The organism is Betaproteobacteria bacterium, from assembly GCA_016720855.1.
In the GTDB taxonomy this organism is placed as follows: Bacteria; Pseudomonadota; Gammaproteobacteria; order Burkholderiales; family Usitatibacteraceae; genus FEB-7.
The window spans coordinates 1,025,190-1,037,954 of sequence record JADKJU010000001.1 but is presented as its reverse complement, the minus strand read 5'-3'; the positions used below and the strand labels follow the sequence as shown (position 1 = coordinate 1,037,954).

General features: G+C 66.0%; 8 protein-coding genes and 2 tRNA genes. 9 read left to right on the top strand and 1 reads right to left on the bottom strand.

Going from position 1 to position 12,765, the window contains the following annotated elements; all coding sequences use genetic code 11:
* Positions 1-3 precede the first annotated feature (3 nt).
* The 6 genes from clpX (at position 4) to IPP91_04605 (ending at position 6,297) form a co-directional block, all read left to right on the top strand.
* Complete coding sequence (gene clpX, locus IPP91_04630) at positions 4-1,272, top strand: ATP-dependent Clp protease ATP-binding subunit ClpX (GenBank protein MBL0141350.1); 1,269 nt, start codon at positions 4-6, stop codon at positions 1,270-1,272.
* A gap of 99 nt (positions 1,273-1,371) precedes the next feature.
* Positions 1,372-3,783 carry an endopeptidase La gene (lon, locus tag IPP91_04625; GenBank protein ID MBL0141349.1) on the top strand — a complete coding sequence of 804 codons (2,412 nt, stop codon included), beginning with the start codon at positions 1,372-1,374 and terminating at the stop codon, positions 3,781-3,783.
* 14 nt (positions 3,784-3,797) lie between these two features.
* A complete protein-coding gene (locus tag IPP91_04620; GenBank protein ID MBL0141348.1) occupies positions 3,798-4,088 on the top strand; it encodes an HU family DNA-binding protein in 291 nt (96 codons plus the stop codon).
* 10 nt (positions 4,089-4,098) lie between these two features.
* Positions 4,099-4,174 (top strand) — tRNA-Val (locus IPP91_04615).
* Positions 4,175-4,235: 61 nt separating this feature from the next.
* A tRNA-Asp gene (locus IPP91_04610) sits at positions 4,236-4,312 on the top strand.
* A gap of 77 nt (positions 4,313-4,389) precedes the next feature.
* Complete coding sequence (locus IPP91_04605) at positions 4,390-6,297, top strand: SurA N-terminal domain-containing protein (GenBank protein MBL0141347.1); 1,908 nt, start codon at positions 4,390-4,392, stop codon at positions 6,295-6,297.
* A gap of 26 nt (positions 6,298-6,323) precedes the next feature.
* On the opposite strand, the gene IPP91_04600 is transcribed toward IPP91_04605, so the two are convergent.
* Entirely contained in the window at positions 6,324-7,118 is a 795-nt protein-coding gene (locus tag IPP91_04600) for an SDR family oxidoreductase (GenBank protein ID MBL0141346.1), read from the bottom strand.
* Positions 7,119-7,231: 113 nt separating this feature from the next.
* On the opposite strand from IPP91_04600, the gene IPP91_04595 reads away from it, so the two are divergent.
* The 3 genes from IPP91_04595 (at position 7,232) to IPP91_04585 (ending at position 12,740) form a co-directional block, all read left to right on the top strand.
* Entirely contained in the window at positions 7,232-9,049 is a 1,818-nt protein-coding gene (locus tag IPP91_04595) for a bicyclomycin resistance protein (protein ID MBL0141345.1), read from the top strand.
* Positions 9,050-9,053: 4 nt separating this feature from the next.
* On the top strand, positions 9,054-10,838 hold the full coding sequence (locus IPP91_04590; protein ID MBL0141344.1) for a bicyclomycin resistance protein: 1,785 nt from the start codon (positions 9,054-9,056) through the stop codon (positions 10,836-10,838).
* 93 nt (positions 10,839-10,931) lie between these two features.
* Positions 10,932-12,740 carry a bicyclomycin resistance protein gene (locus tag IPP91_04585; GenBank protein MBL0141343.1) on the top strand — a complete coding sequence of 603 codons (1,809 nt, stop codon included), beginning with the start codon at positions 10,932-10,934 and terminating at the stop codon, positions 12,738-12,740.
* Positions 12,741-12,765: the final 25 nt, after the last annotated feature.

Sequence of the window (12,765 nt, the reverse complement as noted above, 5' to 3'; positions counted from 1 at the left end):
GCGATGACGGAAAAGGTCGGCGGCGAGAAGCTCCTCTACTGCTCGTTCTGCGGCAAGAGCCAGCACGAGGTCAGGAAGCTCATCGCGGGCCCGTCGGTGTTCATCTGCGACGAGTGCATCGACCTGTGCAACGACATCATCCGCGAGGAGGCCGCGCCGGATGCCACCGCCAAGGCCGCCAAGAGCGACCTGCCCAGCCCGCATGAGATCTGCGACATCCTCGACCAGTACGTGATCGGCCAGGTGCAGGCCAAGAAGATCCTGTCGGTCGCCGTCTACAACCACTACAAGCGCCTGAAGACCGGCAGCAAGCAGGACGAGGTGGAGCTCGCCAAGTCCAACATCCTGCTCATCGGGCCGACGGGCTCCGGGAAGACCCTCCTCGCGCAGACGCTCGCGCGCCTGCTCAACGTCCCCTTCGTGATCGCGGACGCGACCACGCTCACGGAGGCCGGCTACGTCGGCGAGGATGTCGAAAACATCATCCAGAAGCTCCTGCAGAAGTGCGACTACGACGTCGAGAAGGCGCAGCGCGGCATCGTCTACATCGACGAGATCGACAAGATCTCGCGCAAGAGCGACAACCCGTCCATCACGCGCGACGTGAGCGGCGAGGGCGTGCAGCAGGCGCTCCTCAAGCTGATCGAGGGCACCATCGCCTCCGTGCCTCCGCAGGGCGGGCGCAAGCACCCGAACCAGGAGTTCGTCCAGGTCGATACCACGAACATCCTCTTCATCTGCGGCGGCGCCTTCAGCGGGCTGGAAAAGGTGATCCAGTACCGCACGGACACCTCAGGCATGGGGTTCGGGGCGCAGGTGCGCTCGACCTCCGACCGCAAGGAAATGAACCAGCTCCTCCAGGACGTGGAGCCGGAGGACCTCATCAAGTACGGCCTGATCCCGGAATTCGTCGGGCGCCTGCCCGTGGTGGCGGTGCTGGAGGAACTCGACGCCGAAGCGCTCGTGAAGATCCTCACCGAGCCCAAGAACGCGCTGGTGAAGCAGTACCAGAGGCTGCTCGCCATGGAAGGCGTCGAGCTCGAGTACCGGGACAATGCCCTCACGGCGATCGCCAAGCGCGCGCTGGAACGGCGCACCGGTGCGCGCGGCCTGCGTTCCATCATCGAGCATGCGCTGCTCGACATCATGTTCGACCTGCCCTCGCTCTCCAACGTCCAGAAGGTGGTGGTGGACGAGGGTTGCATCTCCGGCGACACCAAGCCCTTGCTCATCTACGCCGACCAGCCGAAGGTCGCGGGTGCGCAGGGGTAGCGCGCTCCCGGGGACCTTGCGCACCTCCTCACCGCCGGGCCTTGATGACCGGCCCGCACGACCCCACCTATCTTTCCTGACTTCTCCCAGGATATCGCCATGACCGAATCGACCCCTGAACCCCGCGTCCTCCCGCTGCTGCCGCTGCGGGACGTCGTGGTGTTCCCGCACATGGTGATCCCGCTGTTCGTGGGGCGCCCGAAGTCCATCAAGGCGCTGGAAGCGGCCATGGAGGAGGGCAAGAACGTCGTCCTCGTGGCGCAGAAGTCCGCCGCCAAGGACGAGCCCGCCCCCGAGGATCTCTACGCCGTGGGCACCGTGTCCACGATCCTGCAGATGCTCAAGCTTCCCGACGGCACCGTGAAGGTGCTGGTGGAGGGCGTGCAGCGCGCCGGCATCGTGCGCGTGCTCACCGAGAAGGCGAACTTCGAGGCCGAGATCGAGCCGATCGTCGTGGACGAGGTCGACTCCACCGAGGTCGAGGCGATGCGCCGCACGCTGCTCACGCAGTTCGACCAGTACGTGAAGCTGAACAAGAAGATCCCGCCCGAGGTGCTGACCTCGCTCTCCGGTATCGACGGAGCCGGGCGCCTGTCGGACACGATCGCCGCGCACCTGCCGCTCAAGCTCGAGCAGAAGCAGCAGATCCTCGAGATGTACGAGGTGGCGCGCCGGCTCGAGCAGCTGCTGCAGCTGCTGGAGACCGAGATCGACATCATGCAGGTGGAAAAGCGCATCCGCGGGCGCGTGAAGCGCCAGATGGAGAAGAGCCAGCGCGAGTACTACCTGAACGAGCAGGTGAAGGCGATCCAGAAGGAACTGGGAGACTCCGAGGAAGGCGCGGATCTCGACGAGCTGGAGAAGAAGGTGAAGGGCGCGCACATGCCCAAGGAGGCGCGCGTGAAGGCCGAGGCGGAGCTGAAGAAGCTCAAGCTCATGTCGCCCATGTCGGCCGAGGCAACGGTGGTACGCAACTACATCGACACCCTCGTGGGCCTGCCGTGGAAAAAGAAGACCAAGGTCTCCACCGACCTCAAGAATTCCGAGAAGATCCTCGACGCCGACCACTACGGGCTGGAAAAGGTCAAGGAACGCATCGTCGAGTACCTCGCGGTGCAGCAGCGCGTGGACAAGCTCAAGGCCCCGATCCTGTGCCTCGTGGGCCCTCCGGGCGTGGGCAAGACTTCCCTGGGGCAGTCGATCGCGCGCGCGACGAACCGCAAGTTCTCGCGCATGTCGCTGGGCGGCGTGCGCGATGAAGCCGAGATCCGCGGCCACCGCCGCACCTACATCGGCTCGATGCCCGGCAAGATCCTGCAGAACATGACCAAGATCGGCGTGAGCAATCCGCTCTTCCTGCTCGACGAGGTGGACAAGATGGGCATGGACTTCCGCGGCGACCCGTCCTCGGCGCTGCTGGAGGTGCTCGACCCCGAGCAGAACCACACCTTCGTCGATCACTACGTCGAGGTCGAGTACGACCTGTCCGACGTGATGTTCGTCGCCACCGCCAACACGCTCAACATCCCGGCGCCGCTGCTCGACCGGATGGAAGTCATCCGCCTCTCCGGCTACACGGAGAGCGAGAAGATCCACATCGCCAAGGAGTACCTGCTGCCCAAGCAGCTGAAGGCGAACGGCCTGAAGACGGGCGAGCTCGCGGTGGCCGATTCGGCCCTGCGCGACATCGCGCGCTACTACACGCGCGAGGCGGGCGTGCGCGGCTTCGACCGCGAGCTGGCCAAGATCTGCCGCAAGGTGGTGAAGGCCATCCTCATCAGGAAGAAGGACGGCAGCGTCGTCACGGTGAACGCGAAGAACCTCGACAAGTACCTGGGCGTGCGCAAGTACACCTACGGCATCGCCGAGAAGGAAAACCAGGTGGGCCAGGTCACGGGCCTTGCATGGACGGAAGTTGGCGGCGAGCTCCTCACGGTGGAAGCGGCCAAGGTCCCCGGCAAGGGGAACACCGTCACCACCGGCAAGCTGGGCGAAGTGATGCAGGAATCGATCAAGGCGGCGATCTCGGTGGTGCGCGCGCGCGCCAAGCGCCTGGGCATCGCCGAGGATTTCTACCAGAGCCTCGACCTGCACATCCACCTGCCCGAGGGCGCCACGCCCAAGGACGGGCCCAGCGCGGGCATCGCGATCACCACGGCGCTCGTCTCCGTGCTCACCGGCATCCCGGTGCGCTGCGACGTCGCCATGACGGGCGAGATCACGCTGCGGGGCGAAGTGCTGCCCATCGGCGGCCTGAAGGAAAAGCTGCTGGCGGCCCACCGCGGCGGCGTGAAGACCGTGCTCATCCCGCACGAGAACGTGAAGGACCTGGCCGAGGAGCTTCCGGAGGAGATCAAGGGCCAGATCGAGATCATTCCGGTTCGCTGGATCGACGAGGTCCTCGAACGCGCTCTCGAGACGAAGCCCGAGCCCCTGGCGGAGGCGGCACCCGCCAACCCGCCGCCGGCCGCCCCGACTCCGCCCGTCGAAGGGCTGGTCGTCAAGCACTGACACGAATTCGAACCATTGCAAGGGAGCAAGACGTGAACAAGACGGATCTCATCGAGGCGATCGCCAAGAGCGCCGACATCTCCAAGGCGGCGGCCGGCCGCGCGCTCGAAGGGGCGCTCGCCGCGATCAGGAGCTCGCTTCGCAAGGGGCAGTCCGTGAGCCTGGTCGGCTTCGGCACCTTCCATGTGGGCAGGCGCGCTTCCCGGGCCGGCCGCAACCCGCGCACCGGGGCGCCCATCAAGATCAAGGCTGCGAAGGTCCCGAAGTTCCGCGCTGGAAAAGCGCTTCGCGATGCGCTAAACTAGCGGGCTTCCCGGGTGCTTAGCTCAGTTGGTAGAGCGTCGTCCTTACACGGCGAATGTCGGGGGTTCGAGACCCTCAGCACCCACCAGCAGTCGCCGGTCGCGGCCCAGGGGCCAAGCAGCCGGGGCAGCGGGGCCAGAAGTCCCTAAGGAGTGGTAGTTCAGTTGGTTAGAATACCGGCCTGTCACGCCGGGGGTCGCGGGTTCGAGTCCCGTCCACTCCGCCAGTCCACCAGGGCGAACCCGTGCGGGTTCGCCCTTTTTGCTTGAATGCCCGGGTTACGGGCCAGAGGCCTTGATCGCCATGCTCGACCAGATCCGAACGCTCTCCCAGTACAAGATCGTCAAGTTCTTCTTCGCGATCTTCCTCATCATCCCCTTCGGCCTCTTCGGCGTCGATTACTACTTCCGCTCGCCCATGGGCGGCGACACGGTCGCGTCCGTGGGCAAGCTGCGCGTGAGCCAGGGCGACTTCGACCAGGCCCTGCGCCAGCAGCAGGAGACGCTGCAGGCGCAGTTCGGGCGCAACTTCGACTCCTCGATCATGGAGAACCCGGAGATGCGCAAGTCCGTCCTCGATCGCGTGATCAACGAGCGCCTGATCTCGATCGGGTCCGAGCGCGCGGGCGTTCGCATCGACGACAAGCAGCTGGCCGATCGCATCGCCGCCGAGCCCGCCTTCCAGGAAGACGGCAAGTTCTCCAGACCGCGTTACGAAGCCATGGCGCGCTCGATGGGATACAGCGTCGTCGGCCTCGACGAGCGCCTGCGCGAGGACATGCGGCTGGCCCGTTACCGGGATGCGATCGTCCAGACGGCGATCGTCCCGAAGTCCACGCTCGACGGCTTCATCCGCCTGTCGGAGCAGAGCCGCGAAGTGAGCGTCGTGAACATCGGCCCCGAGCCCTTCGTCGCGGCCGTGAAACCGACCGAGGAGCAGCTCAAGGCGTATTACAACGCCCACCTCCAGGAATTCGCCGTGCCGGAGCAGGTGCGCGTGGAATACGTGGAACTCTCGATGGATGCCCTGGCGGCGAAGACGCCTGCCGATCCGGAGGACGTGAAGAAGTTCTACGAGACCAACAAGTCGCGCTTCGTGCAGCGCGAGGAGCGGCGCGCGAGCCACATTCTCCTGGCGGTGAAGCCGGACGCGACGGACGCGGAAAAGAAGGCGGTCGAGGCCAAGGCAGCGGCGCTGGCCGCCGAGATGAAGAAGAAGCCCGCGAGTTTCGCCGAGACGGCAAAGAAGGAATCCCAGGACCCCGGCAGTGCCCCGCAGGGTGGCGACCTCGGCTTCTTCGCCCGCGGTGCCATGGTAAAGCCCTTCGAGGAGGCCGCGTTTGCGGCGAAGAAGGACGAGGTGGTGGGCCCGGTGCGGTCGGATTTCGGCTGGCACGTGATCCGCGTGACGGACGTGAGGCCGGAGAAGGGCAAGAGCCTGGCGGAGGCCGCGCCCGAGATAGAGGCGGAGCTCAAGAAGAGCGCGGCCGCGCGCCGGTTCGCGGATGTGGCCGAGGGCCTGACCAACATGGTGTACGAGCAGTCCACGAGCCTGAAGCCCTCCGCCGACCAGTTCCAGCTTCCCATCCAGCAGTCCGGCTGGTTCAGCCGGATCGGCGGCGCGCCGCCCATCCTCGCCAACCCGAAGGTGATCGCGGAGATCTTCTCCGACAACACGATCAAGGCCAAGCGCAACACCGCCGCCATCGAAGTGGCCCCCAGCGTGCTGGTGGCCGCGCGCATCCTCGAGCACAAGCCGGCCGAGCAGCGTCCCTTCGACTCCGTGCGGGCCACGATCGAGCAGCGATACAAGCGCGAAGAGGCGGTCCGGCTGGCCACGGCGGACGGAGAGGCGAAGCTCAAGGCGTCGGCCGAGGGCAAGGACGCCGGGCTCAAGTGGCCCGCTCCCCTCGCGGTCAGCCGCCAGAAGCCCGGCGGGCTTTTCCCTCCGGTGCTGGACAAGGTGTTCCGCGCGGACGCGAAGAAGCTCCCGTCCGTCGTGGGTGTGGCCACCCCCGCCGGCTACGCGCTGGTGAGGATCACCAAGGTGATCGAGGTGGACACCATCGACGACGCGAAGCGCAAGGCCCTGGCGGACCGGCTCCGGCAGACCGTGGCCATGAGCGAGCTCGAAAGCGCCCTCGCGAGCCTGCGCGGAAGCATCGGCGTGGAAGTGAAGAAGGACGCCTTCGAGAAGAAGGCCACACCCTAGAAAAAGGGGTCTGTCCCCTTTTTCTGTCAGGCCTCGTCGGCGAGGCCGGCGGTCGTGGTGCTGAAGCCGGCGTCCACGTAGGTCACTTCGCCGGTGATGCCGCTGGACAGGTCAGAGAGCAGGAAGGCGGCGACGTTGCCCACTTCGTCCGTCGTCACGTTGCGGCGAAGCGGCGCGTTCCTCTCCACAAAGCGGAAGATCTTGCCGAAATCGCCGATGCCGGCGGCGGCCAGCGTCTTGATGGGGCCTGCGGAGATCGCGTTGACGCGGATGCCCTGGGGCCCCAGGCCCATGGCCAGGTAGCGCACGCAGGCCTCCAGGCTCGCCTTGGCGAGTCCCATCACGTTGTAGCGGGGCAGCGAGCGCACCGCCCCGAGATAGGAGAGCGTGACGATCGCCCCGCTCCGGCCTTGCATGCACGGCGCGGCGCCCTTCGCGAGCGCGGCCAGGCTGTAGCTGGAGACGTCGTGGGCGATGCGGAAGGCTTCGCGGGTGATGGATTCATGGAGTTCGCCCTTGAGCGCTTCCCGGGGGGCATAGGCGATCGCGTGCACGAGGCCGTCGAACCCGCCGTCCCAGTGCTTCGCCAGGCTCGCGAACAGCGCGTCGATCTGGGCGTCTTCGGCCACGTCGCAGGGGTAGACCGGGGCGTCGCCGAACTCGCTGGCCAGCTCCGCCACGCGCTCCCGGATGCCCTCGCCCTGGTAGGTGAAGGCCACTTCGGCGCCTTCGCGCACCACGGCCTTTGCGATGCCGTATGCGATGGACCGGTTGGAGAGCATCCCGGTGATGAGGATGCGCTTGCCCTGCAGGAACCCCATTGGCGGCGTCCTTTCCCAGTAGAATTGCGGCAATTTTCCGCCACGAACGCGGTCGAATTCTATCGTATTCCCGGTCCGTTTCCCGGCCGTCGCATCCCGGAGGTCCGATTTTCATGATGTTCGCGAGATTTCTCGCTGCCGCCGCGATCGTCCTGCTCGCCGCTGCGCCCGCGGCCGCCGCCGATGCCGCCAAGGTCTTCCGCTACGCCTTTCCCATCGCGGAGACGGGCTTCGACCCGGTTGAGCTTTCCGATCTTTATTCCGGAAACCTCATCGCCAACATCTTCGACCCGCCGCTCGAGTACGACTACGTGGCGCGGCCGATGAAGCTCGTTCCCAACACGCTCGTCGCCATGCCGGAAGTCACCGAGAACGGCACGCTCTACACGATGCGGGTGAAGGAGGGGATCTACTTCGTCGACGATCCGTCGTTCAAGGGCAAGCGGCGCGAGCTCGTCGCGCAGGACTACATCTACTCGATCAAGCGCGTCTTCGACCCGAAGAAGAAATCGCCCAACCTGTACCTGCTCGAGGGCCAGATCGCCGGCATGGACGAGATCCTTGCCGCCGCCCGCAAGGCGAACCGCATGGACTACGACACGCCCGTCGAAGGCCTGCGAGCGATTGATCGCTACACTTTCCAGATCCGCCTCAAGCAGCCGAACTACAACTTCCTCTACTACCTCGCGTACTGCAACCTCACGTGTGCGCTGGCCCGCGAGGCGGACGAGTTCTACGGCGACAAGATCGGCGAGAACCCGGTGGGGACCGGCCCGTACCGGCTCACCTTCTGGAAGCGTTCGTCGAAGATGGTCTTCGAGGCCAATCCGGGGTTCCGCGAGCAGCGCTTCGACGGCGAGCCGGCGCCCGGGGACGAGCGCGCGCAGGCGGCCTACGCCGCGAACAAGGGCAAGCGCCTGCCGATGGTGGGGAAGGTCGAGGTCTACATCGTGGAGGAGAACCAGCCGCGATGGCTTGCCTTCCTCAACGCGGAGCACGACTACATCGAGCGGGTGCCGGACGAGTTCTCCAACGTGGTGGTGCCCAACAACCGCCTCGCGCCCAACCTCGCCAGGCGCGGCATCCAGCTCGACCGCCAGCCGGGCATGGAGGTCACCTACTCGTACTTCGCGATGAAGGATCCGGTCATCGGCGGCTACACGCCGGAGAAGGTCGCGCTGCGCCGAGCGATCGTGCTGGGCCAGGACGTGGAGACCGAGATCCGCATCCCGAGGAAGAACCAGGCGATCCCCGCGTACAGCCCGATAGGCCCCGGGGCGATCGGTTACGACCCCGACTTCCGCTCGACGGCCACCGAGTACAACCCGGCCAGGGCGAAGGCGCTCCTGGACATGTTCGGCTACGAGGACTGCGACGGAGACGGGTACCGCGACCTGCCCCGCAAAAGCGCGGCCGACGAGTGCAAGCCGTTTTCCATCGAGTACGCCTCCCGGCCCGAGGGAGCGCAGAAGCCGCTCGACGAGAACTGGAAGAAGAACATGGACGGCATCGGCATCCGGATGACGTTCAAGAAGGCCAAGTGGCCGGACCTGCTGAAGGAATCCAAGGCCGGCAAGCTGCAGATGTGGGGCCTGGGCTGGAGCGCGGCAATCCCCGACGCGGACGTTTTCTTCGTGATGCTCTACGGGCCCAACGAGGGGCAGGCCAACCACTCGCGATTCAGCCTACCCGAATTCGACCGGCTCTACGAGCAGGCCAGGCGCCTGCCCAATGGCCCCGAGCGAAACGCGCTCTATCGCGAGATGAATCGGCTCTTCCTCGTGTACGCGCCGTGGCGCCTGGGCGTGCACCGGTACTACAATGACCTCGTGCACCCGTGGGTCACGGGCTACTACCGGCACCCGGTCATGCGCGGCACGTGGAAGTTCGTGGACATCGACCTTGCGCTGCTCGCGGCCGCGGGCCGATAGCCCGATGATGCGATTGCTCCTGCTCGCCTGCCTCCTCGGGACGCTGGCATCCCCGGCAGCGGCCGCTGCCCCGCTGAAGGTCCTTCGCGTCCCGTTCGTCATCGCGGAGACGAATTTCGACCCGGCCTTCGCCTCCGACACGTATTCGAACACCGTGATCGACGAGATCCTGGAATCGCCGCTCACCTACGACATGCTCGCGCGGCCCTACAAGCTCAAGCCGCAGACGGTCGAGTCGATGCCGGAGATCACGGAAGGTGGCCGCACCTACCTGCTGCGCCTCAGGAAGGGCATCTATTTCGCCGACGACCCGGTGTTCGGCGGAAAGCGGCGCGAGCTCGAGGCGAGGGACTACGAGTTCGCGATCAAGCGCCTCATCGACCCGAAGATCTCCTCGCCCAACGCCTGGCTGGTCAAGGGCCGGATCGACGGCATCGACGAGGCGGCCGCGGCCGCGAAGAAGGCCGGAGCCCTCGACTACGACGCGCCGATCCGGGGGCTCGAGGTGCTGGATCGCCACACGCTGCGCATCCGCCTGGCGAAGCCCGACTACAACTTTCTCTACGTCCTCGCGATGGGCACGCTCGGCGCGCAGGCACGGGAAGTCGTGGAGCATTACGGCACCGATATCGGCGCCCACCCCGTTGGCACCGGCCCGTTTGTCCTTAAGGAGTGGAAGCGTTCCTCGAAGATCGTGCTCGAGAGGAACCCCGGCTACCGCGAGGAGACCTATGAGGCCGAGCCTCCCGCCGGCGACCCCGTTTCGCAGCGCCTCTACCGGGAAATGAAGGGCAAGCGCATTCCGCAGCTCGACCGCGTGGAGATCTCGGTGATCGAGGAGTCGCAGCCGCGCTGGCTCGCCTTCCTCAACGGGGAGCTGGACTGGGTGAACCTGCCCTACGAGTTCAAGAGCATGGCGCTTCCGGGCGAGCAGCTCGCGCCGTGGCTCGCGAAGAAGGGCGTGAAGCACATCCCCGGCATCGACATCGACGTGAGCTACATGTACTGGAACATGAAGGATCCGGTCTGGGGCGGGTACACGACGGAGCGGGTCGCATTGCGCCGGGCCATGAGCCTTGCCTACAACATGGAGGACGAGATCTTCCTCGTGCGCAACGGCGCCGCGATCGAGGCGCGCTCCCCGCTGCCGCCGGGCGTCCTCGGCCACGATCCCGATTTCTACCTGGGGCCTTCCTACGACCCGGCGCGGGCCAAGGCGCTCCTGGACATGTTCGGCTACCTCGACCGCGACGGCGACGGCTGGCGCGAGCAGCCCGACGGCAGCCCGCTCGTGTTCACCTATGCAACGGGGCCGACGCAGCTCGAGCGCCTCTTCACCCAGCTCTGGAAGAAGAACGTCGAGGCGATCGGGATCCGGGTCGAGGTGCTGGTCGAGAAGTGGCCCGACCTGAGGAAGAAGTCGAAGCTGGGCAAGCTCTCGAACTGGCACCTCGCCTGGAACTACGACTACCCGGATGCGGAGAACGGACTGCAGCTCCTCTACGGGCCCAACTGCGGATCCTCCAACGACGGTTGCTTCCAGCTGCCCGAATACGACCGTCTCTACGACCAGGCGGCCGCGCTCCCACCGGGCCCGGAGCGCACGCGCATCTACGGGGAGATGATCCGCCTGGTCGCGGTTTACGCGCCGTGGAAGTCCTTCGTGCACCGCAAGCGCGACCAGATGATCCAGCCGTGGGTGCTGGGCTGGCGCAAGCACAACTTCCTGCACGACTCGTACCGCTACGTCGACATCGACCTCGACCTCCGGGCGAAGTCCCTCAAATGAAAAAGGGGACAGACCCCCTTTCCGGAAAAGGGGTCTGTCCCCTTTTTCTTCCTCCTCTATAATTCGCGATTTGCCCGAATCCGGAGCCCCCGCTTGAAACGACTCTTGGCCGTCTTCGCCGCCTGCCTTGCCTGCGCGCTTGCTGCCGCGGGCCCGGCCTGGGCAGCGGTGGAGCGCAAGGTGCTGCGGATGTCGTTTCGCACGGCCGAGGCGGGGTTCGACCCGCAGCGCGTCTTCGACCGCTACTCGGTCGGGGTCTGCGAGAACCTGTTCGAGGGACTCCTCACCTACGATTACCTCGCCCGCCCGGTGCGGCTCGTCCCGCTGGTGGCCGAGGCGATTCCCGAGCCGGAGGAGGGCGGCACCCGCTACACCTTCCGCATCCGGCCGGGCATCCTCTTTTCCGACGACCTGGCGTTCAAGGGATCCCGGCGCGAGCTTGTGGCTCGGGACTTCGAGTATTCGATCAAGCGCTTCCGCGACCCGCGCTACGCCAGCCCCTACGAGTGGCTGTTCGAGCACAAGATCGTGGGCCTCGACGAGCTCGCCGCGGCTGCGAAGAAGAGCGGCCACCTGGACTACGATGCCCGGGTCGCGGGCCTGGAAATTCGCGACCGGTACACGATCAGCTTCAAGCTGTCGGAGCCCGACTTCAATTTCCTCTACGTCCTGGCGATGCCCAACGTCGTGCCGGTCGCGCGCGAGGTCATCGAGGCCTATGGCGACGACACGATGGCCCATCCGGTCGGCACCGGCCCGTTCGTGCTCAAGGACTGGGTGCGCCGCTCGAAGATCGTGCTGGAAAGGAACCCCAACCACCGCGGCTACGAGCTGGACACGCGCTACGCCGATCCGGCCGACGAATGGGACCGGCGGGCGATCGACGCGCTGCGCGGCAAGCGCCTGCCGCTGCTCGATCGCGTCGAGATCTATCCCATCGAGGAGGAGCAGCCCCGCTTCCTCGCCTTCGTGAACCACGAGCACGACATACTCGACGAGACGCCGTTCGAGTTCATCGACCAGGTGCTCCCGAACGGCAGGCTCGCCCCGGGCCTCGCCAGGCAGGGTGTGAAGGTATTCCGGGAAGAGCAGCCGGAGATCACCTACGACGTCTTCAACCTCGAAGATCCGGCGGTTGGCGGCTACGACCCGCAGCGGGTGGCACTGCGCCGTGCCATGGTTCTCGCCCACGACCGCGACCAGGAGATCGGGATCGTGCGCAAGGGGCAGGCGCTCCCGGCCCAGAGCCCGGTGCCCCCGGGCGTGGTTGGCTTCGACAGTGAGTTCCGCGCCGGGCAGCAGGACCACGACGTGGCGCGGGCCAAGGCATTGCTCGACATGTACGGCTATGCGGACCGCGATGGGGACGGCTGGCGCGAGCGGCCCGACGGAAAGCCCCTCGTCATCGAGTACAAGTACAACGCCTTCAGCCAGTCGAATCGCCAGCTGGCCGAGCTCTGGGTAAAGTCCATGGCCGCCATCGGCATTCGCATCAACGCGGGAGCGGTGCAGTTTGCCGATCTCCTGAACGACAAGCGCGTCGGCAAGTTCCAGATGGCCGGCTCCGCGTGGATCGCGGACTACCCGGATGCGCAGAATTTCCTGCAGCTTCTCTACGGGCCGAACACGGGCCAGTCCAACGAAGCCCGGTTCCGGCTCCCGGAGTTCGACCGGCTCTACCGCAAGTCGCAGGCCGTGCCCGACAGCCCGGAGAGAAATGCGCTGTATCGCGAGATGAACCGGTTGCTGCTCGCCTATGCGCCCTGGCGCCTGGGCGTGCACCGCATCTTCAATCATCTCCAGTACCCGTGGGTGAAGGGGTACAAGAAGCACCCGATCCTGTATACCAACTTCAAGTACCTGGATCTCGACGTCGCCGCCCGGCAGGCGGCGGCGAAATGAAACGGGGCCGGATTACTTTGCCCGG

Coding starts and splice junctions, on each gene's coding strand:
- clpX (MBL0141350.1), top strand. CDS start 4: ATGACGGAAAAGGTCGGCGGCGAGAAGCTCCTCTACTGCTCGTTCTGC.
- lon (MBL0141349.1), top strand. CDS start 1,372: ATGACCGAATCGACCCCTGAACCCCGCGTCCTCCCGCTGCTGCCGCTG.
- IPP91_04605 (MBL0141347.1), top strand. CDS start 4,390: ATGCTCGACCAGATCCGAACGCTCTCCCAGTACAAGATCGTCAAGTTC.
- IPP91_04600 (MBL0141346.1), bottom strand. CDS start 7,118: ATGGGGTTCCTGCAGGGCAAGCGCATCCTCATCACCGGGATGCTCTCC.
- IPP91_04595 (MBL0141345.1), top strand. CDS start 7,232: ATGATGTTCGCGAGATTTCTCGCTGCCGCCGCGATCGTCCTGCTCGCC.
- IPP91_04590 (MBL0141344.1), top strand. CDS start 9,054: ATGATGCGATTGCTCCTGCTCGCCTGCCTCCTCGGGACGCTGGCATCC.